The sequence below is a fragment of the Serratia sp. 2C06 genome (assembly GCF_050037615.1).
GTDB lineage: Bacteria > Pseudomonadota > Gammaproteobacteria > Enterobacterales > Enterobacteriaceae > Serratia > Serratia ureilytica.
Genome location: NZ_CP188299.1, coordinates 1,670,072 through 1,692,966 on the forward strand (window position 1 = coordinate 1,670,072; position 22,895 = coordinate 1,692,966).

Genomic DNA, 22,895 nt, shown 5'->3' on the forward strand with positions numbered 1-22,895 from the left:
CAATAGCATTAGCGTAAAACTAAAACTTTCATCGCCCATAGGGCCCTCCTCGGTTTAAATATGGCACGGAGAGGGTAATGTGTTTTGCTAATAAAAAGCAATTGGCGGCGCGCGGTTTTTACGGTTGATATGTAACAGGATGAATATTCATTTTTTAATCGCTATATTCAGAAAATAAAATAACCTATTTTGATGGCGGTAAATGCGGTGAAAATAAATCGCGGCGAAATAAAACGGCGCGCCTGAATACCGCGCGCCGTAACATTAATAAACCTGCCTGCCGTTGATGCCGGCGGGGAAAATGCCGGTGGCGAAGAGATGCCCGTTGGCCTGGATCTGGTCGTCGGGCAGCATCTCCAGCGGAAACTCGGCCGCCAGGCAGTTGAGAAAGGCGTTGCGATCGTCGGTGGTGGTAAAGCCGATCAGATCGTAGAACAGCAGCGAAGCGATCAGCTGGCGATGTTCCGGGATGCGCCGCAGCAGCGCCGCCGACGGGAACGGCAGATGGAAAAAGAACGCGCAGTCGTTCAGCAGCCCCTGTTCCTTCAGCGCCTGGGCGCAGGGCAGCAGTTGGTAATCGTCGATGCAGACGATGTCGCCCGGGCACAGGTGTTCGCAGGCGATATCGGCGAAACGGCGATTCAGCTGCCGGTAGGCGCGGTAGTTTTCCGGCGTGAAGTGCGCCTTCTCCGGCTGGTTGTGGAACACCGGCCACAGGCCGTCGTGGTAGTAGCCCTGATAGTGGCGGCGGAACTCTTCGATCGACAGCGGGAAGGTCACCTGATCGTAACCGGCGTCTTGACGGCAGTGGATCGGGCGCTGCGCGAAATTCTGTACGTCGCCGTTCCAGCCGAGCCACAGCCCCGGTTCGGCGTCGGCCGCCAGCGTCCGGCCGGCGCAGGCCAGATCCTTACCATCGCACTGCTTGTTGGAAATCAGCACCAAACGAGACATGGGGGTCTCCTTATCAGTGAAGGGCGCGCGGGGCGTGCGCCGCGCAGTCGGCGCGCCAGGGCGCTTGCAGCGCGGGCAGCGTGACGCGCAGGCCGCGCAATGCCGGATGCGCCAGGCAGCAGCGCGCCAGCCAGCTTCCCAGCCCGACGCCGCGGTATTCGGCGCTGACGAACAGTTCGCTCACCGAGGCAAAGGTGGCGTAATCGGTCACCATGCGGGCGAAGCCGAGCTGGTGGCGTTTGCGATACAGGCCGAAGCACAGGCCGTGGCGCGCCAGGCGCTCCGCCGCCGCCCGATCCGGCAGGCTGAGGAAACGCTGGATCGCCTCGATATCCAACAACTGCCGGTCGGTGCTGATATGAAAAACGCCTTTGCGCCAGCAGAGCAGCGGCTGTGCGGGCGCCCGTTGCGGTTGCATATTCATGATTATCCTTAAGTTAACGAATCAGTGGGCGGTTACAGCATCCAGCCGAGTTCGGCGGCGGTGACCTGTTCCTCGAAGCGGCGCAGTTCGGCGCTTTTGCAGGTGTGCCACAGGGTGCAGAACGCCGGGCCGAGCAGTTCGCGCAGCGGATCGCTGTGGCGGAACAGCGCCAGCGCCTCCTGCTGGCCGAGCGGCAAGGGCGCGGCGTTGTCGCTCTCGCAGCCGTTGGCGGCGGGCGGCAGCGGCAGCGGGTGTTCCAGCCCGTGCAGCAGGCCGCCGAGCATTACCGCCAGCGCCAGATAGGGGTTGGCGTCGGCGCCGGCCAGGCGGTATTCGATGCGCTGGTTGGCGCTGTCGGCGCAGGGCAGGCGCAGCGCCACCGTGCGATTGTTGTGGCCCCAGGAGGCGCGCAGCGGCACGTGCATGCCGGGGCGGAAGCGGCGAAACGCGTTGATGTTGGGCGCCAGGATCGCCATCGACGCCGGCATCAGCGCCAGCATGCCCGCCATCGCCTGCTGCATGTTGTCGCTCAGTTCGCCCGGCGCGCCGGTCAGCAGGTTCTCGCCGTGCTCGTTCTGCAGGCTGATGTGAAAATGCAGCCCGCTGCCGGCGGCATGGGCGCAGGGCTTGGCCATAAAGCAGGCGTGCTGGTGATGTTGCTCGGCAATCTGCCGCGTCAGGCGCTTCAGCGCCATGATCTGGTCGCAGGCTTCCAGCACGCGCCGGCTGTGATGCAGGTTCAGCTCGTACTGGCCGGAAGCGGCTTCGGCCACCACGCCGGTCAGCGGCAGGCTTTGCAGCCGCGCGTGCCGTTCGATGTCGCTCAGCAGCGCATGGTGGCGCTCGGGCGCATCCACCGCGAAGCTCTGCGTCGGGCAGGCTTCCGCCTCGGCGGGGCGCTGCGGATCCTGCAGGTAGAACTCCAGTTCGGCCGCCACCACCGGGAAGCAGTTGCGCTCGTGCAGGCGCTTCAGCACCCGTTGCAGCACCACACGCGGCTCCAGCTCGCAGGCGTCGCCGTCGGCGTTTTGCATCGTCAGCAGCAGCTGGGCGTGGCGTTCGGGATCGCGCGCGCAGGGGCGCAGCGTGCCGGGCACCGGCAGGCACAGCCGATCCGGCTCGCCCGCCCGTTGCCCCAGCCCGCTTTCTTCAATCACCCGACCGTGCAGATCCAGGGCGTAGATCGACAGCGGGAAGTAGCAGCCTTTTTCCAGGCCAAAGGCTTCGGCGATCGGCAGGCGCTTGCCGCGCAGCTGGCCGTTCAGATCGTGCAGATAAATATCCAGCTGTTCGGTATCCGGATAGCGCTGCAGGTAGTGTTCCAGCTCTTTGCGGAAGGTGCGCGTCGGCGATGCGGGCAGCTCTGCCAGCAGAGGATTGAACCCGATGATATTAGAATGCATGGCGCGCTCCAGAACGAAGACCGGTCACGGCCAGAGGCAGGGATAAACGCATGAGACAACTCTCTTGTGAGGCCATAGCGGCGATGTGAAAAGGGTATCTGCGGCGGCAAAAACTGTCTGTAAAAACGCCGTAACGTTAACGGGGCGCGGAATAAAAATGCCGTAAAGAGCGCGGCGGGTTGGCCGGGGCGGCACGGTCTATACTGGCGAGACGGGCCGTAGAAGGAGAGATAACGATGAAGAGAATAGGGTTGCTTATCGCCGCGCTGGCCGCGTTCCACGCCACCGCGTCTTCCCCACAGGCGTGGGCCGAGAGCGAACGGGCGATGCGCGCCGCCTGCCTGAAAGCCAGCGGGCTAAAAAACGCCAGGGTGGAAGGGGATATTATTCACTACGGTGATGACGTCGGCTATTCGGCGCTGTTTATCGGCGGGCGCTACCCGCAGCCGTTTATGAAAAACAAGCCGGGCAGGGAGCTGTGCTTATATCAGCGCGCCACGCAGAAGGCGGCGGTGCAGGCGGTGGCGGGGGAATAAATAATCCCAGTCTCCTTACTGTAGCTGTATTTCTCCCTTGGGCTTAATTCTTAAGTTGAATTCTTTCATGTATTTACGCCTTTCCGTATCGTTATTCATCGAGACGCCGAGCAAGACCGAGTATTCTCCCGCAGCCCAGTTTACCTGCGGATAAGTGACGCATTGCCCTGGTTTCAGGTCGGGCAACGGAGTGACTTCTGGTGAGGCCCAGACGATATGCCATTGCTGTTGTTCCTGTCGTGAGACGATCACCCCCCGGTTTTGCAGGCTGTCACCGCTGCGAACGCTGTTGATGGGCACGGCAAAGCAAGGTTGGTTGTCTTTGAGCGAGACGTCCAACGGATGGTACCAGGGCTGAGTGGATTGGCAGCCGTTCAGCAGCAGTGCGCACAGTAAAGAGAGATAAAGTCTTGTCATAGCAAGGTGTTCCGGTTCTTTGGATTGTTCAGGAAAGCTCGCAATACCCATTCATAACGTTTTAATGCCGCTGTAGTTGGTGGCTACGTGGAAGCGATGGGCGGCACGCTGCGCCTGGACATTGAACTGCCGGACGGCAAGCACGTCGGGTTTACGGTTTAAGCGCAGGCTGCCCGCCACTCCCCGCCATCTCCCGTTCGATCACCGTCGCCAGCGCCTGCGCGGCGGAAGAGAGTTGGTGCTGCGCCAGGCGGATCAGGCCCACGCGCCGTTCGATAATCGGGCCGATCAGCGGCACGCAGACCGCCCCCAGCTCATCCATCTGTTGCTCGCACAGCGCCGGCACCGCGCTGGCGCCGAGGCCGTTGGCCACCATGCGCCCGACCGTCACCAACTGGTGGCTCTCAAACGCCACCTCCAGCGTTCGCCCGCTGCGGGCCAGTTCCTGCTCCAGCAGCAGCCGCACCGCCGATGGCCGCTGGAGGGTGATGAAATCCAGCGTCAGCAGCTCCTTCCAGCTCACCTGCGCCTTGCGCGCCAGCGCCGAATCCTTCGGCACCACAGCCAGAAAGCGATCGCGGCACAGCGGGGTGAAGTGCAGGGTGTCGCTCGGCTCCGGCTCGAAGGCGATGCCCATCTCCACCCGGCCTTCGCGGATCATTTCAAACACCTGTTCGTTGATGACGTCGTGCACCGCCACGTTGATGCCGGCATAGCGATCGCGAAACGCCTTGAGGATCGGCGGCAGCGGGTTGCCGGCGAACGACGGCATGGCGGCGATCGCCACCTTGCCCATCTGCAGGGTGAAGCGCTGACGCATCGCCTCTTCCGCGTTATCCCAATCCGCCAGCAGCTGGCGCGCCATCGGGAAGAAGGTTTCTCCTTCCGGCGTCAGCGTCACCCGGCGGGTGGTGCGCAGCAACAGCGGCCCGCCCAGCGCGTCTTCCAGCCCACGGATCGCCAGGCTGAGCGCCGGCTGAGAAATATTCAGCCGCTCGCTGGCCTGGGCGAAATTCAGAGTGTGAGCTACCGCTAAAAACGCGCGTAACTGTTTGATGCTCATTTTCATTTTGGTTGGCGTTAACTCTTTGTTAATTTTCGGTTAACGGTTGATTAATAAAAATTCTAAATGAATGCGGCATAAAAACAAAATTAACAAATCATTTTTGTGACCTGAAGATGCCCTCACGCAAGCCAGGGCATTTCGCCCTGCGCCGCAACATGCAGGGGCAACGATATGGCAGGGCTCGACAAACGCGTCGGCAGCTACCAGGAAGCGCTGGCAGGCCTGACGGACAACATGACGGTGCTGGCGGGCGGCTTTGGCCTGTGCGGCATCCCGGAGAATCTGATCGAAGAGATCCGCCGGCGTGGCGTGCGCGGGTTGACGGTGGTTTCCAACAACTGCGGCGTCGACGGGTTCGGCCTCGGGCGGCTGCTGGAAACCCATCAGATCCGCAAGGTGGTGGGATCTTACGTCGGCGAAAACGCGCTGTTCGAACAGCAGGCGCTCAGCGGCGAGCTGGAGGTGGATCTCACGCCGCAGGGCACGCTGGCGGAGAAGATCCGCGCCGGCGGCGCCGGCATCCCGGCATTCTTCACTGCCACCGGTTACGGCACGCCGATCGCCGAAGGCAAAGAGGTGCGTGAGTTCAACGGCCGCCCCTACATCATGGAAACCGCCATCACCGGCGATTTCGCCATCGTGAAAGGCTGGAAGGCCGATCACTTCGGCAACGTCATCTACCGCCACACCGCGCAGAACTTCAATCCGCTGATGGCGACCGCCGGGCGCATCACGGTGGTGGAAGTGGAAGAGATCGTCGCGCCGGGCGAGCTGGATCCGGCGGCGATCCACACCCCCGGCATCTATGTCGATCGGCTGATCCAGGGCACATTCGAAAAGCGTATCGAACAACGCACCCTGCGGGCATAAGGAGAATTCGCATGCTTACCCGTGAACAAATGGCGCAGCGCGTGGCGCAAGAGCTGAGGGACGGTTACTACGTCAATCTGGGCATCGGCATCCCGACGTTGGTGGCCAACTACGTGCCGGCGGGCATGGACGTGATGCTGCAGTCGGAAAACGGCCTGCTGGGGATGGGCGAGTTCCCGACCGAGCAACAGCTGGACGCCGACATGATCAACGCCGGCAAGCAGACGGTCACCGCGCGCCTCGGCGCGTCGATCTTCGATTCGGCGCAGTCGTTCGCCATGATCCGCGGCGGCCATGTCGATCTGACCGTGCTGGGGGCGTTTGAAGTGGACGTCGAGGGCAACATCGCCTCGTGGATGATCCCCGGCAAGATGGTCAAGGGCATGGGCGGCGCGATGGATCTGGTGGCGGGGGCGGAGAACATCATCGTGGTGATGACCCACGCAGCGAAGGGCGGCGAGTCCAAGCTGCTGCCGCGCTGCACGCTGCCGCTGACCGGCGCCAACTGCATCCGCAAGGTATTGACCGATCTGGCCTATCTGGAAATTGAAGACGGCGCCTTCGTGCTGCGCGAACGCGCGCCGGGCGTCAGCGTGGCGGAGATTGTCGCCAAAACCGCCGGCCGGCTGATCGTGCCGGAGCATGTGCCGGAAATGCGTTTCTGAAACGGGAGGTGAATGTGCAACAACGTGAAGTGGTGATTGTGGCGGCGACGCGCACGCCGGTCGGCAGTTTTCACGGCGCGCTGGCGCCGCTGACGGCGGTGGAGCTGGGCACGGCGGCGGTGCAGGGGCTGCTGGCGCAAAGCGGCGTAGCGCCGCAGCAGATCGATGAAGTGATCCTCGGCCAGGTGCTGACCGCCGGCTGCGGGCAGAATCCGGCGCGCCAGACCGCGCTGAATGCCGGGCTGCCCGTGACGACGCCGGCGCTGACCATCAACAAGGTGTGCGGCTCCGGTTTGAAGGCGGTGCATCTGGCGGTGCAGGCGATCCGCAGCGGCGACGCCGACGCGGTGATCGCCGGCGGCCAGGAGAGCATGAGTCAGTCGCCTTATCTGATGGCCGGTGCGCGCGCCGGCCTGCGCCTCGGTCACGCGCAGATGGTGGACAGCGTGATCCACGATGGCCTGTGGGACGCCTTCAACGACTACCACATGGGCATCACCGCCGAGAACCTGGCGGAGAAATACGCCATCAGCAGAGAAGAACAAGACAGGTTCGCGCTGCGCTCGCAGCAGAAGGCGCAGGCGGCGCAGCAGGCCGGGCGTTTCGCGCAGGAGATCACGCCGGTGACGGTGCCGAAGCCGAAGGGCGAAGCTTTGCTTGTTAAGCACGACGAACAGCCGCGCGACACTAGCCTGGAGGCGCTGGCGCGGCTGCGCCCGGCGTTTCGCAAGGAAGGCACGGTGACCGCCGGCAACGCTTCGTCGCTCAACGACGGCGCCGCCGTGGTGCTGCTGATGAGCGCGGAAAAAGCCGCCGCGCTGCGCTTGCCGGTGCTGGCGCGCATCGCCGGTTACGCTTCGTCGGGCGTCGATCCGGCGATCATGGGCATCGCCCCGGCGCCGGCCGCGCGCCGCTGCCTGGAAAAAGCCGGTTGGCGGCTGGAGGAGGTCGATCTGATCGAAGCCAACGAAGCCTTCGCCGCGCAGGCGCTGGCGGTGGGCAAAGAACTGGGCTGGGAGGCGGAGCGGGTGAACGTCAACGGCGGAGCGATCGCGCTGGGGCATCCGATCGGCGCGTCCGGCTGCCGCATTTTGGTGTCGCTGCTGTACGAAATGCAGCGCCGCGAGGTGAACAAGGGGCTGGCGATGCTGTGCATCGGCGGCGGGCAGGGCGTGGCGCTGGCGGTAGAGCGCCCGTAAACAACCGAGGAAGGCACGATGCAGTCATCTGACTATGCGGTACTGGGCGCCGGGCTGATGGGGGTGGGCATCGCCACCCACTTTATTCGCCACGGCCATGAGGTGCTGCTGTATGAACCGGATCCGCAGCGCCGGGCGGAAGCGCCGGCGGTAGCGAGCGGCATTCTGGCCGAGCTGAGCGACGTCGGGCAGTTTGATCGCGGCGAACGCGAAGCGGCGCTGGCGCGGCTGCGCGTGACCGGCGATCTGAACGCGGTAGCGCACGCCCGGCTGCTTATCGAGGCGATCCCGGAACGGCTCGAGCTGAAGCACGCGCTGTATGAGCAGTTGGAAGGGCTGATCGCTGACGACGCGGTGATTGCCAGCAACACCAGCGGCTTGCCGCCGGACGAGCTGGCGGCGCGCATGACCCATCCGCAGCGGCTGCTGATCGCCCACTTTTGGCACCCGCCGCACCTGATCCCGCTGGTGGAGATCGTGCCCGGCAGCGCCACCGAGCCGCGCCATCTGGCGGCGGTGCAGGCGCTGCTGGGCGAGATGGCGCTGGAGGCGGTGCTGCTGGAACGCGCCGCGCCGGGGTTTGTCGGCAATCGGCTGCAGTTTGCGGTGCTGCGTGAGGCGCTGCACATCGTCCACAGCGGCATCGCCAGCGCTGAGGTGGTGGATCAGGTGATGCGCGCCTCGCTGGGGCGGCGCTACGCCATGGTCGGCCCGCTGGAGGCCGCCGACATGACCGGGCTCCCGACGGTGGCGGACATCGCCCGCCACCTGTTCCCGGAACTGGCGACCGGCGACGAGATGATGGTGCTGGTGGAACAGCGGCTGCAGCGCGGCGATATCGGCCAGCGCAGCGGCCGGGGATTTTATCTTTGGGATGAAGCGCGCAGGGAACGCATTCAACGGCGACGGGCGCATCAGCTGCGCTTTGCGCTGAAACCGTAATTTCGCACGCCGTACCTGACAATAACAACGATAGCGAGGTGCCTGATGAGCGTTTTGATTGCCCTGGCAGCACTGGGATTACTGATGCTGGCCGCCTACCGCGGCTACAGCGTGATTTTGTTCGCCCCGATAGCCGCGCTGGGCGCGGTGCTGTTGACCGACCCCGGCGCGGTGGCGCCGACCTTCACCGGGCTGTTTATGGAGAAGATGGTCGGCTTCGTGAAGCTCTACTTCCCGGTGTTCCTGCTGGGGGCGGTGTTCGGCAAGCTGATCGAGCTGTCCGGCTTCTCCCGTTCGATCGTCGCGGCGGCGATCCGCATTCTCGGCCGACGCCACGCCATTCCGGTGATCGTGCTGGTGTGCGCGCTGTTGACCTACGGCGGGGTGTCGCTGTTCGTGGTGGCGTTCGCGGTTTATCCGTTCGCCGCCGAGCTGTTCCGCCAGAGCGGCATCCCCAAGCGGCTGATCCCGGCCACCGTGGCGCTCGGCGCCTTTTCCTTCACCATGGACGCCTTGCCCGGCACGCCGCAGATCCAAAACATCATCCCGACCAGCTTCTTCGGCACCAACGCCTGGGCCGCGCCCTGGCTGGGGCTGATCGGCTCGCTGTTCATCATCGCGGTCGGTTTGCTGTATCTTGAACGCCAGCGGCGCAAGGCGCAGCTGAAGGGGGAGGGTTACGGCAGCGATCTGCTGAACGAGCCGGAAACCCCGGACGACATCAACCTGCCGAACCCGCTGATCGCCATCCTGCCGCTGATTTTGGTCGGGGTATTCAACCTTGGCTTCACCCATTGGATCCCGCAGTGGTACGGCGCCAGCCACGAGCTGACGCTGCCGGGGCTGGCCAAGCCCATCACCACCGATGTGGCGAAGATCACCGCCATCTGGGCGGTGGAAGCGGCGCTGGTGTCGGGTATTCTGCTGGTGGTGGCGTTCGGCTTTCGCAATATTCGCGGCCGCTTGGCGGAAGGCAGCAAGACGGCGGTCGGCGGCGCAATTCTGGCGGCGATGAACACCGCCTCCGAATACGGCTTCGGCGCGGTGATCGCCGCGCTGCCGGGCTTTTTGGTGCTGTCGCAGGCGCTGTCGGCGATCCCCAATCCGCTGCTGAACGAAGCGATCAGCGTCACCCTGCTGGCTGGCATCACCGGGTCGGCCTCCGGCGGCATGAGCATCGCGCTGGCGGCGATGGCCGATAACTTCGTGGCCGCCGCCCATGCGGCACACATTCCGCTGGAAGTGCTGCACCGGGTGGCCTCGATGGCCAGCGGCGGCATGGACACCTTGCCGCACAACGGCGCGGTGATCACCCTGCTGGCGATCACCGGCCTTAGCCACCGGCAGGCCTATGGCGGCATTTTCGCCATCACCCTGATCAAAAGCGCCGCGGTGCTGTTTGTGATTGGCGTGTTCTACCTGACCGGCATTGTTTAAAGGAGCGATACCATGAGTGTACAAGGCAAAACCGCGCTGGTGACCGGCTCGACCAGCGGCATCGGCCTCGGGATAGCGTCCGTGCTGGCCGCCGCCGGCGTGCGTGTGATCCTCAACGGCTTTGGCGATGTGGAAGCGGCGAAGGCGCAGGTTGCCCGGCTGGGCAGCGCGCCGGGGTATCACGGCGCCGATCTCGGCGATGCGGCCCAGATAGCGGACATGATGCACTATGCCGAGCGTGAGTTCGGCGGCGCGGACATTCTGGTGAACAACGCCGGCATTCAGCACGTGGCGCCGCTGGATCAGTTCCCGGTGGAGAAATGGAACGCGATCCTCGCCATCAACCTGTCGGCGGTGTTCCACACCTGCCGATTGGCGCTGCCGGGTATGCGCGAGCGCAACTGGGGGCGCATCATCAACGTGGCGTCGGTGCACGGGCTGGTGGCGTCGAAAGACAAATCGGCCTATGTGGCGGCCAAGCACGGCGTGGTGGGGCTGACCAAGACGCTGGCGCTGGAAACCGCCCGCACGCCCGTCACCTGCAACGCCATCTGCCCCGGCTGGGTGCTGACGCCGCTGGTGCAACAGCAGATCGACAAGCGCATTGCCGCCGGCATCGATCCGCAGCGGGCGCGCGATGAGCTGCTGGCGGAGAAGCAGCCGTCGCAAGCGTTCGTCACGCCGGAGCAGCTCGGCGAACTGGCGCTGTTCCTGTGCAGCGATGCGGCGGCGCAGGTGCGCGGCGCCGCCTGGAACATGGACGGCGGCTGGCTGGCGCAGTAGTGAGGGCATTTTCCCGGAGCGCGCAATGCGCTCCGTCGTTATTTCCCGCCATTAATTAATTCCCTCGCGTGACGGTTTACCTGCGGCAATAATATTTATTTGTTATTTGCTATTTTTATTCCCAGATAATCACGCCGGGTTATTTTGGGTAAAAGATGCGGATTGGTTTATTTCGTGCTGCGGTTATTACATTATTTTTCTCCGTGTTACAGGTGAACACGTTTCTGCTGAAAATAAGCCCAACCTGAAATAATGGCAGATTATGACGTGAATTTTTATATCTTGCGTGCGCTGTTGACATCGGGTAATTATTTCCGCGTGGCTTAAGACCACCGTGTTTATAACAATAATTTTTTCGGGCAGGGGTAATAATGAGAAAGAATACAACGCCAATATTCATTGGCGGCGTCTTGCTGTCGGCGTTATCCGCCGGCGCACAGGCCGAGATCACCATTCTGGATAAAAACCCGCAGAGCAATGTGTTGCTGGCGCCGCTCAGTTTAAAGGTGGGCGGCAGCATTCGCCCCGAGTGGATCTTCAATAACGGCCCGGAGCCGGGCTATGACAAAAACGGTCACGACGGCGGCACGCGTTTTCGCTTCAGCGGCGACTATGCGCTGACGCAGGACACCTCGATCATCGGCTATTACGAGTGGGGCGTCGATCTGGCGCACGCGCTCAGCTGGGACGGGCACTACAATGAGGACGGCAAACGCGACTATCAGCGCCAGCTGTACGCCGGTTTCAAGGACGATCGTTACGGCACCCTGACCTATGGCCACCAGTACGGCATCTATTATTCCGTGGTCGGCATCAAAAGCGACGTCTGGGATAACGACGGCCACGCGGGCGGCACCGGCATCGGTATTTCCGGCGATTATGACGGCGGCAATAAACCGAAAAACAGCATCAAATACACCAATGATTTCGGGCCGGTAACGCTGTACGCCAACTATTTATTGCCGGAAGACGATCTGCACACCGCGGATAACCTGATTTACCGCCGCAAGGGCGGTGGCGGGCTGGGCTTCGATTATAAGGTGACGAAGGATTTCACCTTCAGCGCCGCCTACAGTTATACCGACGCGAAGATCAAAGATAATCTGTACAACGAAAAGGATTATCACCAGCAGCTGTCCGGCACCGCGTTGACCTGGCAGCCGAACAACTGGTACATCGTCGGCACCGCCAGCTATTACAAAGACTATGTGCCGAGCACCCGCCAGCGCACGCTGTCGCACTTCTTCGCCGGCGACGGCTACGGGCTGGAAGGCTTCGTCGGTTACACCTTCAATATCGACAAGCCGTTCCTCAAATCCGTTCAGCCTTACGTCGCGGCGGACTCGCTGCGGCTGAAAGGAGACGAGGCGTATCACGCCAACCACGTCTACCTCGGCGCGGGCACCACCATCGGCTACGGTCTGTCGGTGTATGTGGAGCGCACGCTGGCCAACAGCAGCGACAACGAGCCGGATTCCACCTGGATAACGGTGTTCTACGACTTCTGATCCGCCTCTTGCCAGGCCGGCGCGGGCGCCGGCCGTTCACATGCTGATCGCGCCGCCCGGAGATTGCCCGGCGGCGTTGCGTTCCGCCAGGTAGCGCGCCGGCGGTTTGCCCACCGCCTTTCTGAACATGGTGACGAAGCCGCTGGCGCTCTCGTAACCCAGATCCAGCGCCACCGTCTGTACGCTCTCGCCCTGCGTCAAGCGCTGCAGCGCCAGCATCACGTGCAGCTGACGCCGCCAGTGGCCGAAGCTCATGCCCATCTGCTGTTGCAGCGTGCGGCTGAGGGAGCGCTCGCTCATGCCGATGCGCTGCGCCCACTGGCCGAGGGTGGATTTGTCCGCCGGGCAGCTCAGCATGCCTTCGGTCAACTGTCGTATGCGCGCATCGTCGGATACCGGCAGATGCAGATTCTCGATCGGCGCGGCCACCAGCTGATCCAGCAACACCGCCGTCAGGCGCCCTTCGGCGCCCTGTTCGTCGTAGAGCGGTTCGAAGGTGGTGGCCTGCAGCAGCAGTTCGCGCAGCAGCGGCGAGACCGACAGCGTGCAGCAACTCTGCGGCAAGCCGGCGACGACGTGTTGATCGACGAACAGGCAGTAAGCCTCGGTCGAGCCGGCGCCCTGGGCGTTGTGCAACACGTTGCCCGGCATCCACAGCGCGCACTGCGGCGGCACCAGCCACAGGCCGTTTTCCACTTCGCAGCGGATCATGCCGCGCACGGTATAGATCAGCTGCGCCTTTTGATGACGATGCGGCTCGACTTCCCAGTCCTGCTCGATGGTGGAACTCTGCACGGCGAACAGCGGGCGCGGCACCTGATCGATATCGATATTGCGGCGTGGGATCTGGACTTTCATGAGAACAATTCTCAATTTGGCGGAATTGAAAAGTATTATGTCCTGATTGCGCAATGTGGTCTAGCGCCGGTGCCGATAAAGTAAGCGCCAGTCCTAAACCCTTTCGCGAGGAAACTGATTATGTCACTCGATACCGCCGATTTTCCGCTGGTGTGGATGCGCCGAAACGGGCGCGATACCCAGGCCGAGCTGGCTGAATTCAGCGCGCTGCTGGCGCGCGCCGAGCCTTTCGTCCTGATGACCGATCGCAGCGTCGGCGATGAAGGTGAAGAGCACGATCGCGACGCTCGCACTCAGGTGGCGCTGTGGAAGCGCGATAACCGCGCGGCGCTGAAGCGGTGGGCGAAAGGCATGATCATGCTGGAACCGGACGACGCCAAACGCGTGGCGGCGGAAGCATTCGCCGAATACGGCGCCAAATTCTGGGGCTATCCGATACTGGTGGCCGCCGATGAAGCCGCAGGCCGGATGTTGGCGCTGACATTACTGAGCAAATAAGGGGAACACCATGCACCAGCAACAGGTGATTGAGCAGCTGCTGGCCTGGATCGAGCAGAGCCTGGATCAGCCGCTGACGCTGGACGACATCGCCGCCAGGTCCGGCTATTCCAAGTGGCATTTGCAGCGGATGTTCAAGCAGCACACCGGCCATATCCTCGGCACGTACGCCCGCCGCAGAAGGTTGACCGCCGCCGCGCGCGAACTGCGCCTGACCGGCACCAGCGTGGCCTGTATCGCCGATACGTACCAGTTCGATTCGCAGCAGACCTTCACCCGCTGCTTCCGCAAGCAGTTTGGTCTGCCGCCGGCCAGCTATCGTCGCAGCCAGGATTGGTCGAGCTACGGTCTGCAGCCGCCGCTGCGGCTGACCGAAGCGCCGCTGCCGCAGGCCGATATCGTGACGCTGCCCGCCATGCAACTGGTGGGCAACACGCAACGCCGCAGCTTTACGCTGGGGCAGTTGGCGGCTTCCAAATGCGAGCTGCGTCGCCATGCCTGGCGGCAACTGCTGCGGCCGCAGACGCTGCCCGAAGTGATGTATGGCCTTACCAGCCTGGAGATCGACCGGCAGCGTCGGGGCTGCCCGCGCATGGCGTATACCGCCGCTTTGCCGGACGAAGGGGCGGTGGGGGAACGGGTGACCATCGAACAGGGGGAGTACGCCCGTTTCACCTATCAGGGGCAGGCGGAAGGGTTACAAAACTTTATTGTCCGGCTGTATGACACCGCCATGCCGCAGATGAACGCCATCCGCCGGCCAGGGCAGGATATCGAGCGGTTCTACCCGGCGCAGGAGGGCAGTTGCCCGCTTGGCGGCGCGGCGATCCGTTGTGAATATCTGATCCCCATTCGGCGGGCGGAGGCGCTGGCCGCCGCCAGTTAGGCGGCGGTTCTCGCAGAAAATCGCCTTCGTGGCGCGTCAGGTTACAAAAAATTGCGATATTACATCGGTAATGGTTCACACTTTGATTGATGTGCACATATAATGCGCATCCGGTCAAATCCCCCCTGGTTTTTCAGGCCGCAGCGCCGTTGGCTGCCGGCTGAAATTCAACGGGGCAAAGTGGCCGTAGAAACCAATACCCATAATCGCCAGTGGCCTTGACCAACACGAAGATGAAAATGAGCATTCGCGCGTTATTAACCCTGTTTACGGCACTGGTTGCATTCAGCCAGGCTGCCTTCGCCGTCGTCTACCCGCTGCCGCCAAAAGACAGCCGTTTGGTGGGCGAAAATATCCAAATCACCGTACCGGAAGACAGCAAACTGCCGCTGGAGAGCTTCGCCGCCCAGTATCAGATGGGGCTGAGCAACATGCTGGAGGCCAACCCGGGCGTGGATCCGTTCCTGCCGAAGGCCGGCAGCACCCTGACCATCCCGCAACAGCTGATCCTGCCGGACGCGCCGCGTGAAGGCATCATCATCAACAGCGCCGAAATGCGTCTGTACTACTACCCGAAAGGTTCCAACACCGTCGTGGTGTTGCCGATCGGTATCGGCCAGCTGGGTAAAGACACCCCGCTGAACTGGACCACCACCGTGCAGCGCAAGAAAGACGGCCCAACCTGGACGCCGACCGCCAAAATGCGCGCCGAATACGCGGCTGACGGCGAGATCCTGCCTGCGGTGTTCCCGGCCGGCCCGGATAACCCGATGGGGCTGTATGCGCTGTATGTTGGCCGCCTGTATGCCATTCACGGCACCAACGCCAACTTCGGCATCGGCCTGCGCGTGAGCCACGGCTGCGTGCGTCTGCGCGCCGACGACATCAAGTACCTGTTCCAGAACGTGCCGGTCGGCACCCGCGTGCAGTTCATCAACGAACCGATGAAGGCCACCGTCGAACCGGACGGCTCGCGCTACGTGGAAGTGCACAACCCGCTGTCGGCCAACGAAGAGCAGCTGCAATCCAAGGATCCGGTGCCGCTGACCATTTCCGCGCCGGTCGGCAAAGTGCTGATGGACGCCGGCGTCAACCAGAGCGAAGTGGATGCGGCGATCAAGGCCCGTTCCGGTATGCCGGTGAAAGTGAACTGATCGCCTCGGGCTTCAGTGACAATACCAAGAAGACGCCTGCGGGCGTCTTTTTTTATGATTTTTGTACCCTCTGATGAGGCCGGCCTGGGGGGAGAGACAATTAACCGCCATGCCGGCTAACCGTCCTTAAGGCGATCCTATGATTTGCCCTTGTCGGGCCGATAAACAGACAGACATCATGATACATTCACCGGTGAAGGGCGTAGGGACGGTATATCAATGCCAGCACTGTCTTTATAGCTGGCGGAATACCGAGCCTGCTGGCAGAACGGAACGGGAGCATTATCCGCCTGAGTTTCGCATGACTCAGCAGGATATCGATAATGCGCCGGACGTGCCGGCCATTCCTCCTCTTTTGACGAAATGAGACTGAAGGCGGGCAAGCGTCCGTCTTTTATGGAAATCGCGATGATGAATAACGAAGACGTCGTTTTGCTCGATGCCGCCTGGCAGCCTTGCGGGACGATGCCGAAAAATCAGGTGCACACGCACCATACGCCGCTGCATTTGGCCTTTTCATGTTACCTCTTTACCCCAGAGGGCAACGTGCTGGCCACAAGACGTGCGTTGAGTAAAACCGCCTGGCCGGGGGTTTGGACCAATTCCTTTTGCGGCCATCCCTTGCCGCAAGAGGCGCTGGCACAGGCGGTGAGGCGCCGCGCTCAGGTTGAACTGGGCACGGAGGTGGAGCAGATAATGCTGTTGAGCGAGGCATTCAGCTACCAGGCTACCGACGCGTCCGGCGTGATGGAGAATGAAGTTTGCCCGGTATTTGCCGCGCAAATTAAAGGCACGCTCCATGGCAATCCGGATGAGGTTGCGGATTATGCCTGGGTCGAGCTCAATCATTTAATGGCGGCGGTAAAATTAACGCCTTTCGCTTTCAGCCCGTGGATGGTTTCGCAATTGAATACCGAGGCGATAACCTCAGGCTTGAAAGAATATCGGGATGCGATAATGATAACGCGTTCAGCGGGCGCGTAGGGTGAGGTTGGCAATAAAATAAATAGCCACCGCGAGGGTGACTATCTATTCGTGCTTATAGGCTGCCGCCGACCGAGGTCGAGGTGGAGCCGATAGTTTCGCGGAAATGTTTTGCGTAGTCCGCCACTTCCTGCTGCGTATGCGTCAGGCCATACAGCCCCAGCCCCACGCCGCCTGCGACGCCGCCGATAATGGTACCGACCAGTTGGCCGACGGCGCCGGCAATAAAGCCGCCGGCCCCTGCGGATTTGCCTGCAATCAGCGCGCCGGTCATAGCGCCGTCCAGCAACCCATCCCAGGCCGCGTTCAGATCGCCACCGCTAACGTACTGCTCTTCATATTGACTAAGTACTTTCATATACAATCCTTATAAATAAAAGGGTGACTTAGTGAGTTTAATTAATACCGAAAATAACGCTGACGCGCTATTTCAATTTAAAAATATAACAGCTGATAAGCCGTTGGCAATAATATATCCAACGTGGAATATTGTTTGGTTATATATGCGAGTATTTATTTTCTGTCGATATTTTTATGACGGGAATTGAGAATCTTCTTGGCTAAAAAAGGTGATATCACTGGAGGCAGCGGTGGAAAGCATCATAATGCCCTTATTGCGGACGGGCTGAGGCGATTTCTTCTCGTCGTTGCCCTGGGCCCGGTGCGGCTGTCACTATTTTCACATTTCAGGCTCTGCTACCCGTTAGGCGAGTGCGTCCGTCCTGTGATTATTCCATTAAAAACTATAGCTAATTAATAAGTTATATCTTCTTCGTTATCGCCTGCCATTGAAAAAATTCTCGCAAAAAATCCGCACTGTGAAAATAAGATCACACAAGCGTAACAAAAGGTAAACAAACCCCTCCTATATTGGCTGCTTCGCTTTTGTGAGGGAGTGTCATGCGTAACTGGAACGAACCGAAAAAGAACAAAGCGCACATCGAACTGATCCCGATGATCGACGTGATGATGTTTTTATTGGTGTTTTTCGTCTTGATCAGCCTGAACGTCATTCCGGCGCTCGGGTTGAAAACGCAGCTGCCGTCCGCCGGCAGCGCGCAACAGCTGAAACCGCAGAAGAAAGCGATTATCACGCTGGGGGCCGACGAACAGCTGCAGCTGGATGGCCAGCCGATCGCGCTCGACGCGTTGGTCACGACGCTCAAGCAACAGCAGCAGGCCAACCAGACCACCACCATCATCGTCAACAGCGACAAAGGCGTGGCGGTCGAGCGGCTGGTGGCGGTCATGGATAACCTGCGCCAGGGCGGTTTCTTCTCCGTCTCCATCGCGACACGGAAGCTGTGACATGTATCTGCTCTATCGCTCACGTCATCTTTTCAGCTGGTTGCCGGCGCTGATTGTCGCCGGCTGCCTGCTGTTCGTCAGCCAGCAGGCGGCGCTGAAGATCCAGCCGCGCTACGACGAAACCGCCATCGAACTGGCGCTGGTGGAGCCTGAACCGGCGCCTGAACCTCAACCGCAAATGCCGCCGGACCCCCAGCCCGAACCGCCGCCGCCCGAGCCGGAGCCGATCCCCGAACCGGTGGTGCCGGCGCCGGAACCGATCGTGGAAGCCAAGCCGGTGCCGAAACCGCAACCGAAGCCCAAACCCAAGCCGGTGAAAGAGAAAGCCAAACCGGTGGAAAAGCCTAAACCGACGCCGGCGCCCGCCGCGCCGCGCGCGCCGGTCAGTAAACCGGCGGCGCAACCCGCACCGGCCGCCCCGGCGGCGCCGAAGGTGAATGCGCAGGCGATTGAAAACGGCTATCTGCTGGCCTTGCGCCGCGAACTGGAACAGCGCAAGCGCTACCCGACCGGCCGTCAGGCCTCCCTCGAGCGCCCGCAGGGCAACGTCGAGGTATGGCTGGAGGTCGATCGCAGCGGGCGGGTGGTCTCTTCCGGCATCGCCAACAAAGCCGCCAGCATGCTGCTGAATCGCGCGGCGATGAGCAGCCTGCAAAGCATCAGTTCAGTGAAGCCATTCCCGAGCGACGCGTTCGCCGGGCAAACAACCAAAAGATTTACCGCGACGTTCAATTATCAGGCGCCTTAGCGCAAGGGTTAATCGTTTGATTTTTAAGGGATGTACACCATGAAATCGTTCAATCGTTCTGGGATCTATCTGGCGGTGATGTCGGCGATGCTGCCGGGCGCCGCGCTGGCGGCCGACGGCACCGACGTCGGCACCATCAGCGTCAAGGGGCAGTCGCTCGGCGGCGGCATGATGGTGCAGGACGACAGCGCCAAAGCGCGCTCCACCGTCACCAAAGAGGCGATGGACAAAATGCCGTCGGCGGCCAACGCCATCGACAAGCTGAAGTTCACGCCGGGCCTCAACGTCAACAGCAATGACGCCAGCGGCCTGAGCGGCGTGGACTACACCATGCGCGGCATGAACTCGGATCAGATCGGCCTGTCGATGGACGGCATCCCGATCAACGACTCCGGCAACTACGCGGTATACCCGAACCTGCTGGGCGATGCGGAGAACCTGGAAGAGGTGTTCGTCACCCAGGGCTCTTCCGAAGCGGACGGCCCGCATATCGGCTCCAGCGGCGGCAACATCGGCCTGGTAACGCGCCGCCCGGCGAAAGACTTCGGCGGTTTCGTCAAGCAAACGCTGGGCAGCAACAGCCTGAGCAAAACCTTCGCCCGCCTGGACACCGGCGAGTACAACGGCTTCAGCAACTGGCTCTCCTATTCGCACACCGAGGCGAAGAAGTGGCGCGGCGAGGGGCGGCTGTACTCCGACAAGTTCGAGATGAACTCGCTGTACGAAGACGGCAACGGCAACAGCAGCAATCTGGTGATGAAGTACAACCGCCAGAACAACACCAACTACAACACCCTGAGCAAGGCGCAGTTCCAAAACGACGGCCGCGACACCGACTATGCCACCACGCCGGAGTACAACAGCCGCGGACAGTTGAACAAGTATTACAAGCTCGAGCGCAACCCGTTCGAGAACTTCACGCTGTCGTTCACCCAGAAGCTGCAGCTGCGCGACAACCTGTCGCTGACCCTGCAACCGTATTACTACTGGGGCAACGGCGGCAGCTTCAACGGTCAAACCGCGTCGGTATTGTCCAGCACATCGGACAGGGCAGGGCAGTACAATCTCAGCAACCTGAAATCCAACACCTACTACCGCCCGTCGTGGACGCAGACCTGGCGGCCGGGCATCACCACCAAGCTAAAGTGGGACATCAACGATCAGCACAGTCTGGATATCGGTTACTGGTATGAGCGCGCGCGCCAGCTGCAGACCCAGCCGTTCATCAGCATCAAGGGCGACGGCAACCCGTCGCAGATTTGGGGGCCGCCGGGCGGTTCCGATCAGGTGAAGGATGCGAACGGCAACACCGTTCAGGGGCGCAACCAGTACACCATCACCCCGGCGCAGAAGGTGTGGCTGCAGGATACCTGGTTCGCCACGCCGGACTGGACCTTCGTCGGCGGCCTGGCCTATCAGTACGTGGAACGTAAAGGGGACAATCGCGGCAGCCTGTACAACGCGCCGGAGAAACGCAAAGCCACCTATCATGAATTCCTGCCGAACTTCAGCGCCAGCTATAAGGTGAACCAGGAAAACCAGGTGTTCTACAACCTGACGCGCAACATGCGCACGCCGCCGAACTATGTGCTGTACAACGTCGGCGATTCGCTCAGCACCAAGCCGGAGCTGAGCTGGAACCACGAGCTGGGCTGGCGCTTCCAACAGGAAGACATGCTGCTGAGCGCCACGCTGTTCTACATGCGCTACAGCGATCGCCAGATCTCCACCACCAACGCGGCCGGCGACTACGAGATGATGAACATCGGCAACGTGGAGAACAAAGGGCTGGAGCTGGAGTGGAGCGGCCAACTGCCGCATAACTTCAACTACTACACCTCCTATACCTATACCCAATCGAAGCAGAAGAGCGACATCGTCAGCAACGGCGGGTTGCCGCTGCCGACCTCCGGCAAAGAGGTGCCGAACGTGCCGAAAAACCTGCTGAACATGACGCTGGGTTATGACGACGGCCTGTACTACGGCAGCGTCAGCGGCAAGTACGTCAGCGCGTTCTATGGCGATCTGACCAACGACGAGAAGATCGGCGGGCGCACGGTGTTCGATCTGGCGGCGGGGGTGCATCTGCCGGTGGACAAGAAAATCGTCAAAAGCGCCGCGCTGCGTTTTGGCATCAGCAACCTGTTTGACAAGGAATACCTGACCTCGGTGCGCACCACCACCTTCAACGCGGCGCCCTACGGCGGCGTGAAGGCCAGCACCCCGTATTACAACGTCGGCGAAGAACGCACCTTCAGCGTCTCGCTGGAAGCCACCTTTTAACTGAATGCCCCGCCGTCTGCCCGGCGGCGGGGAAGAGGAACCCTGTATGGACGCCAATCTGTTGCACGACATTATTTTCTACGTGATGTACGCCGCGCTGGCGATCGCGCTGGTGATCATCATCGAACGTACGCTGTACTTCGCCTATACCCAGCGCCAGGCGCGCAGGCTGGAGCAGGCGCTGACGCCGGACGTGCGCCGCGCCGCCGATCTGCCCGACGCGCTGACGCAGCGCAACAGCCTGCCGATGGCGGTGATCGCGCCGGTATTGGCGCAGAAGCACCGCGCCGGCGATCGTGAAACGATCGGCGATCTGATCGACGCCCAGTACCTGCTGAGCAAGCCGCCGATGGCGCGCGGCCTGTGGCTGCTGGAAACCGTGGTCACCGCCGCGCCGCTGCTGGGGCTGCTGGGCACGGTGATGGGGATCATCGAAACCTTCAAGGCGCTGGCCGCCTCGGGGGTGTCCGAGCCGAGTCTGGTGTCGGCCGGCATGGGCACCGCGCTGTACGCCACCGGGCTGGGCATCGCCATCGCGCTGCTGTGCCTGGTGGCCAACAATTTCCTGCAGAGCCGTATGGAGCGCATCAACGAACTGCTGAAGGTGCTGCTGATCCGCGCCGGTCAGCCGGCCAGCCGTCCGGAGAGCGGCAGCGGCGAACAATGGGTTGACAGCGGAGCGCCGCGCTATGCCTAATGGCCATCCAGTACGGCGGCCGAGAGGCCGCCTTTATACGGCATTGTGGAGCGGTTGTTTGTTGATGTTGAGCCAGAGCGCTGCGGCGCGTTTTGCTATTCCCGGTTACGAGCTGGTGTACACCGCGCCGGTGGAAACCGCGCTGCAGGCCGACGACCTGCGCAACACCGCCGAGGTATGGCGCGAGATGTTCGACGCGGCGAAAACCCGCATCGATCTGGGGCAGTTCTACGTGGCGAATCAGGACGGTTCGCTGCTGGACGGCGTGCTGCAGCACCTGAAGGCGGCCGGCGAACGCGGGGTGAAAATCCGCTTTTTGCTGGAAGAGAAGGGCATTCGCCTCTCCACCGCCGAAACGCTGGAACAGCTGAAGGCGATCCCCAATCTGGAGCTGCGCATCATCCCATACCAGAAGCTGAGCGGCGGCATTCTGCATGCCAAGTATCTGCTGGTGGACGGCGAGCAGGCGTTCGTCGGCAGCCAGAACTTCGACTGGCGCGCGCTGGAACACATTCACGAAACCGGGCTGCGCATCAGCGACGCCAGGGTGGTGGGGCAGATCCAGGCGATCTTCGAACAGGATTGGCGGGCGCAGGCGCTGCTGGCGCAGGATAAGCCGGTGCCGACGCTGCCCGATTCGCCGCCGACGGCGCCCCCGCAGGGCAACTATCTGGTGGCCAGCCCGCGCGCCTACAACCCGGCGGGCGTGCTCGATTCGCAGGCCGAGCTGCCGCGTCTGCTGGCTGACGCCAAGCGGCGGGTGCGGGTGCAGGTAATGGATTACGCGCCGCTGTCGTTTGGCCCGGAGCGCAGTCGCCCCTTCTATGCGGTCATCGACAACGCGCTGCGCGGCGCGGCGGCGCGCGGCGTGCAGATCGAGTTGATGGTAGCCAACTGGAACACCAAAAAGCCGGATATCGCCTGGCTGAAGAGCCTGGCGCTGGTGCCGAACGTGCAGATCAAGGTGGTGACCATTCCGCCGGCCAGCAGCGGCTTCATCCCGTTTGCCCGGGTGATCCACAGCAAGCTGATGACCATCGACGATGAGATTGCCTGGGTGGGCACCAGCAACTGGACCGGCGGCTATCTGGACAACTCGCGCAATCTGGAGCTGGTGCTGCACAGCACGGCGATGAGCGGGCGGTTGGACAGGCTGTACCAACAGCTGTGGGACAGCGTCTACGCCGAGCCGTTGAAGCTGGATTACGATTACCCGACGCCCAAACCGGGCGGCGAATCCTGATAATCAGGGCGCGTTAACCCGCGCCCCGCGTT

24 protein-coding genes and 1 pseudogene are annotated in these 22,895 nt (G+C 61.9%); 18 read left to right on the forward strand and 7 right to left on the reverse strand.

The features are described from left to right. Positions 1 to 264: 264 nt before the first annotated feature. Genes ACP3TA_RS08280 through ACP3TA_RS08290 form a run of 3 tightly spaced genes read right to left on the reverse strand, consistent with a single transcriptional unit; the run spans position 265 to position 2,781 of the window. A complete protein-coding gene (locus tag ACP3TA_RS08280; RefSeq protein WP_033641725.1) occupies positions 265 to 954 on the reverse strand; it encodes a trehalose-6-phosphate synthase in 690 nt (229 codons plus the stop codon). Positions 955 to 967: 13 nt separating this feature from the next. Beyond that, the gene (locus ACP3TA_RS08285; RefSeq protein WP_089195421.1) at positions 968 to 1,378 is read right to left on the reverse strand and encodes a GNAT family N-acetyltransferase; all 411 of its coding nucleotides are present in this window, start codon (positions 1,376 to 1,378) and stop codon (positions 968 to 970) included. Between the two features lie 32 nt (positions 1,379 to 1,410). Further along, complete coding sequence (locus ACP3TA_RS08290; protein ID WP_033641727.1) at positions 1,411 to 2,781, reverse strand: glutamine synthetase family protein; 1,371 nt, start codon at positions 2,779 to 2,781, stop codon at positions 1,411 to 1,413. A 236-nt stretch (positions 2,782 to 3,017) separates the two neighbouring features. On the opposite strand from ACP3TA_RS08290, the gene ACP3TA_RS08295 reads away from it, so the two are divergent. Beyond that, positions 3,018 to 3,317, forward strand: coding sequence for a hypothetical protein (locus ACP3TA_RS08295; protein ID WP_089195422.1), 300 nt, complete (start codon positions 3,018 to 3,020; stop codon positions 3,315 to 3,317). Positions 3,318 to 3,332: 15 nt separating this feature from the next. On the opposite strand, the gene ACP3TA_RS08300 is transcribed toward ACP3TA_RS08295, so the two are convergent. Together ACP3TA_RS08300 and ACP3TA_RS08305 are read right to left on the reverse strand one after the other, a co-directional pair. Continuing rightward, positions 3,333 to 3,785, reverse strand: coding sequence for a putative T6SS immunity periplasmic lipoprotein (locus ACP3TA_RS08300; protein ID WP_158524184.1), 453 nt, complete (start codon positions 3,783 to 3,785; stop codon positions 3,333 to 3,335). A 100-nt stretch (positions 3,786 to 3,885) separates the two neighbouring features. After that, the gene (locus ACP3TA_RS08305) at positions 3,886 to 4,803 is read right to left on the reverse strand and encodes a LysR family transcriptional regulator (RefSeq protein ID WP_047572821.1); all 918 of its coding nucleotides are present in this window, start codon (positions 4,801 to 4,803) and stop codon (positions 3,886 to 3,888) included. A 168-nt stretch (positions 4,804 to 4,971) separates the two neighbouring features. Here ACP3TA_RS08305 and ACP3TA_RS08310 point away from each other — a divergent pair, with 168 nt between their 5' ends. The 7 genes from ACP3TA_RS08310 to ACP3TA_RS08340 all read left to right on the forward strand — a co-directional run bounded on the left by ACP3TA_RS08310 (position 4,972) and on the right by ACP3TA_RS08340 (position 12,204). Beyond that, positions 4,972 to 5,670, forward strand: coding sequence for a CoA transferase subunit A (locus tag ACP3TA_RS08310; RefSeq protein WP_004933280.1), 699 nt, complete (start codon positions 4,972 to 4,974; stop codon positions 5,668 to 5,670). An 11-nt stretch (positions 5,671 to 5,681) separates the two neighbouring features. Beyond that, on the forward strand, positions 5,682 to 6,335 hold the full coding sequence (locus ACP3TA_RS08315; protein ID WP_046688166.1) for a CoA transferase subunit B: 654 nt from the start codon (positions 5,682 to 5,684) through the stop codon (positions 6,333 to 6,335). Between the two features lie 14 nt (positions 6,336 to 6,349). After that, positions 6,350 to 7,534, forward strand: a complete 1,185-nt coding sequence (locus tag ACP3TA_RS08320) for an acetyl-CoA C-acetyltransferase (protein WP_129993828.1) — start codon at positions 6,350 to 6,352, stop codon at positions 7,532 to 7,534. Between the two features lie 18 nt (positions 7,535 to 7,552). Beyond that, positions 7,553 to 8,476 carry a 3-hydroxyacyl-CoA dehydrogenase family protein gene (locus ACP3TA_RS08325; protein WP_046688168.1) on the forward strand — a complete coding sequence of 308 codons (924 nt, stop codon included), beginning with the start codon at positions 7,553 to 7,555 and terminating at the stop codon, positions 8,474 to 8,476. A gap of 42 nt (positions 8,477 to 8,518) precedes the next feature. Continuing rightward, positions 8,519 to 9,913, forward strand: coding sequence for a GntP family permease (locus tag ACP3TA_RS08330; protein ID WP_197665598.1), 1,395 nt, complete (start codon positions 8,519 to 8,521; stop codon positions 9,911 to 9,913). Positions 9,914 to 9,925: 12 nt separating this feature from the next. Next, positions 9,926 to 10,696 carry a 3-hydroxybutyrate dehydrogenase gene (locus ACP3TA_RS08335; protein WP_426784580.1) on the forward strand — a complete coding sequence of 257 codons (771 nt, stop codon included), beginning with the start codon at positions 9,926 to 9,928 and terminating at the stop codon, positions 10,694 to 10,696. Positions 10,697 to 11,067: 371 nt separating this feature from the next. Beyond that, complete coding sequence (locus ACP3TA_RS08340; protein WP_046688171.1) at positions 11,068 to 12,204, forward strand: porin; 1,137 nt, start codon at positions 11,068 to 11,070, stop codon at positions 12,202 to 12,204. 36 nt (positions 12,205 to 12,240) lie between these two features. On the opposite strand, the gene ACP3TA_RS08345 is transcribed toward ACP3TA_RS08340, so the two are convergent. Next, positions 12,241 to 13,062, reverse strand: a complete 822-nt coding sequence (locus ACP3TA_RS08345) for an AraC family transcriptional regulator (protein ID WP_046688172.1) — start codon at positions 13,060 to 13,062, stop codon at positions 12,241 to 12,243. A 120-nt stretch (positions 13,063 to 13,182) separates the two neighbouring features. On the opposite strand from ACP3TA_RS08345, the gene ACP3TA_RS08350 reads away from it, so the two are divergent. The 5 genes and pseudogenes from ACP3TA_RS08350 to idi all read left to right on the forward strand — a co-directional run bounded on the left by ACP3TA_RS08350 (position 13,183) and on the right by idi (position 16,584). Further along, positions 13,183 to 13,560, forward strand: coding sequence for a hypothetical protein (locus tag ACP3TA_RS08350; RefSeq protein ID WP_046688173.1), 378 nt, complete (start codon positions 13,183 to 13,185; stop codon positions 13,558 to 13,560). A gap of 10 nt (positions 13,561 to 13,570) precedes the next feature. Then, positions 13,571 to 14,446 carry a helix-turn-helix domain-containing protein gene (locus tag ACP3TA_RS08355; protein WP_033641740.1) on the forward strand — a complete coding sequence of 292 codons (876 nt, stop codon included), beginning with the start codon at positions 13,571 to 13,573 and terminating at the stop codon, positions 14,444 to 14,446. Positions 14,447 to 14,679: 233 nt separating this feature from the next. Beyond that, positions 14,680 to 15,597, forward strand: a pseudogene (locus tag ACP3TA_RS08360) (L,D-transpeptidase family protein); the annotation flags it as partial. Between the two features lie 142 nt (positions 15,598 to 15,739). Further along, positions 15,740 to 15,967: a non-oxidative hydroxyarylic acid decarboxylases subunit D gene (locus tag ACP3TA_RS08365; protein WP_096242776.1), complete on the forward strand. Its 228-nt coding sequence runs from the start codon at positions 15,740 to 15,742 to the stop codon at positions 15,965 to 15,967. Between the two features lie 41 nt (positions 15,968 to 16,008). Then, positions 16,009 to 16,584: an isopentenyl-diphosphate Delta-isomerase gene (idi, locus tag ACP3TA_RS08370; RefSeq protein ID WP_069100389.1), complete on the forward strand. Its 576-nt coding sequence runs from the start codon at positions 16,009 to 16,011 to the stop codon at positions 16,582 to 16,584. 55 nt (positions 16,585 to 16,639) lie between these two features. Here the strand turns inward: idi and ACP3TA_RS08375 are convergent, their stop codons facing one another. After that, entirely contained in the window at positions 16,640 to 16,942 is a 303-nt protein-coding gene (locus ACP3TA_RS08375) for a hypothetical protein (protein ID WP_004933246.1), read from the reverse strand. A 542-nt stretch (positions 16,943 to 17,484) separates the two neighbouring features. Between ACP3TA_RS08375 and ACP3TA_RS08380 the strand changes: the two genes are divergently transcribed. Genes ACP3TA_RS08380 through ACP3TA_RS08400 form a run of 5 tightly spaced genes read left to right on the forward strand, consistent with a single transcriptional unit; the run spans position 17,485 to position 22,863 of the window. Beyond that, a complete protein-coding gene (locus ACP3TA_RS08380; protein ID WP_021504179.1) occupies positions 17,485 to 17,892 on the forward strand; it encodes an ExbD/TolR family protein in 408 nt (135 codons plus the stop codon). A 1-nt stretch (position 17,893) separates the two neighbouring features. Then, complete coding sequence (locus tag ACP3TA_RS08385) at positions 17,894 to 18,640, forward strand: energy transducer TonB (RefSeq protein ID WP_170853546.1); 747 nt, start codon at positions 17,894 to 17,896, stop codon at positions 18,638 to 18,640. Positions 18,641 to 18,679: 39 nt separating this feature from the next. Further along, positions 18,680 to 20,923 (forward strand): TonB-dependent receptor family protein, encoded by a 2,244-nt coding sequence (locus ACP3TA_RS08390; RefSeq protein WP_033641742.1) that lies wholly within the window; start codon positions 18,680 to 18,682, stop codon positions 20,921 to 20,923. 46 nt (positions 20,924 to 20,969) lie between these two features. Continuing rightward, a complete protein-coding gene (locus ACP3TA_RS08395) occupies positions 20,970 to 21,620 on the forward strand; it encodes a MotA/TolQ/ExbB proton channel family protein (RefSeq protein ID WP_123062135.1) in 651 nt (216 codons plus the stop codon). Next, positions 21,613 to 22,863: a phospholipase D-like domain-containing protein gene (locus ACP3TA_RS08400; protein ID WP_170853547.1), complete on the forward strand. Its 1,251-nt coding sequence runs from the start codon at positions 21,613 to 21,615 to the stop codon at positions 22,861 to 22,863. Before ACP3TA_RS08395 ends, ACP3TA_RS08400 begins: the two co-directional genes overlap by 8 nt. Positions 22,864 to 22,895 lie beyond the last annotated feature (32 nt).

What these genes read in the sequence shown, in the direction of transcription:
- ACP3TA_RS08280 (WP_033641725.1), bottom strand. Translation starts at nt 954, where the DNA reads ATGTCTCGTTTGGTGCTGATTTCCAACAAGCAGTGCGATGGTAAGGAT.
- ACP3TA_RS08285 (WP_089195421.1), bottom strand. Translation starts at nt 1,378, where the DNA reads ATGAATATGCAACCGCAACGGGCGCCCGCACAGCCGCTGCTCTGCTGG.
- ACP3TA_RS08290 (WP_033641727.1), bottom strand. Translation starts at nt 2,781, where the DNA reads ATGCATTCTAATATCATCGGGTTCAATCCTCTGCTGGCAGAGCTGCCC.
- ACP3TA_RS08295 (WP_089195422.1), top strand. Translation starts at nt 3,018, where the DNA reads ATGAAGAGAATAGGGTTGCTTATCGCCGCGCTGGCCGCGTTCCACGCC.
- ACP3TA_RS08300 (WP_158524184.1), bottom strand. Translation starts at nt 3,785, where the DNA reads ATGGGTATTGCGAGCTTTCCTGAACAATCCAAAGAACCGGAACACCTT.
- ACP3TA_RS08305 (WP_047572821.1), bottom strand. Translation starts at nt 4,803, where the DNA reads ATGAAAATGAGCATCAAACAGTTACGCGCGTTTTTAGCGGTAGCTCAC.
- ACP3TA_RS08310 (WP_004933280.1), top strand. Translation starts at nt 4,972, where the DNA reads ATGGCAGGGCTCGACAAACGCGTCGGCAGCTACCAGGAAGCGCTGGCA.
- ACP3TA_RS08315 (WP_046688166.1), top strand. Translation starts at nt 5,682, where the DNA reads ATGCTTACCCGTGAACAAATGGCGCAGCGCGTGGCGCAAGAGCTGAGG.
- ACP3TA_RS08325 (WP_046688168.1), top strand. Translation starts at nt 7,553, where the DNA reads ATGCAGTCATCTGACTATGCGGTACTGGGCGCCGGGCTGATGGGGGTG.
- ACP3TA_RS08335 (WP_426784580.1), top strand. Translation starts at nt 9,926, where the DNA reads ATGAGTGTACAAGGCAAAACCGCGCTGGTGACCGGCTCGACCAGCGGC.
- ACP3TA_RS08340 (WP_046688171.1), top strand. Translation starts at nt 11,068, where the DNA reads ATGAGAAAGAATACAACGCCAATATTCATTGGCGGCGTCTTGCTGTCG.
- ACP3TA_RS08345 (WP_046688172.1), bottom strand. Translation starts at nt 13,062, where the DNA reads ATGAAAGTCCAGATCCCACGCCGCAATATCGATATCGATCAGGTGCCG.
- ACP3TA_RS08350 (WP_046688173.1), top strand. Translation starts at nt 13,183, where the DNA reads ATGTCACTCGATACCGCCGATTTTCCGCTGGTGTGGATGCGCCGAAAC.
- ACP3TA_RS08355 (WP_033641740.1), top strand. Translation starts at nt 13,571, where the DNA reads ATGCACCAGCAACAGGTGATTGAGCAGCTGCTGGCCTGGATCGAGCAG.
- ACP3TA_RS08365 (WP_096242776.1), top strand. Translation starts at nt 15,740, where the DNA reads ATGATTTGCCCTTGTCGGGCCGATAAACAGACAGACATCATGATACAT.
- idi (WP_069100389.1), top strand. Translation starts at nt 16,009, where the DNA reads ATGATGAATAACGAAGACGTCGTTTTGCTCGATGCCGCCTGGCAGCCT.
- ACP3TA_RS08375 (WP_004933246.1), bottom strand. Translation starts at nt 16,942, where the DNA reads ATGAAAGTACTTAGTCAATATGAAGAGCAGTACGTTAGCGGTGGCGAT.
- ACP3TA_RS08380 (WP_021504179.1), top strand. Translation starts at nt 17,485, where the DNA reads ATGCGTAACTGGAACGAACCGAAAAAGAACAAAGCGCACATCGAACTG.
- ACP3TA_RS08385 (WP_170853546.1), top strand. Translation starts at nt 17,894, where the DNA reads ATGTATCTGCTCTATCGCTCACGTCATCTTTTCAGCTGGTTGCCGGCG.
- ACP3TA_RS08390 (WP_033641742.1), top strand. Translation starts at nt 18,680, where the DNA reads ATGAAATCGTTCAATCGTTCTGGGATCTATCTGGCGGTGATGTCGGCG.
- ACP3TA_RS08395 (WP_123062135.1), top strand. Translation starts at nt 20,970, where the DNA reads ATGGACGCCAATCTGTTGCACGACATTATTTTCTACGTGATGTACGCC.
- ACP3TA_RS08400 (WP_170853547.1), top strand. Translation starts at nt 21,613, where the DNA reads ATGCCTAATGGCCATCCAGTACGGCGGCCGAGAGGCCGCCTTTATACG.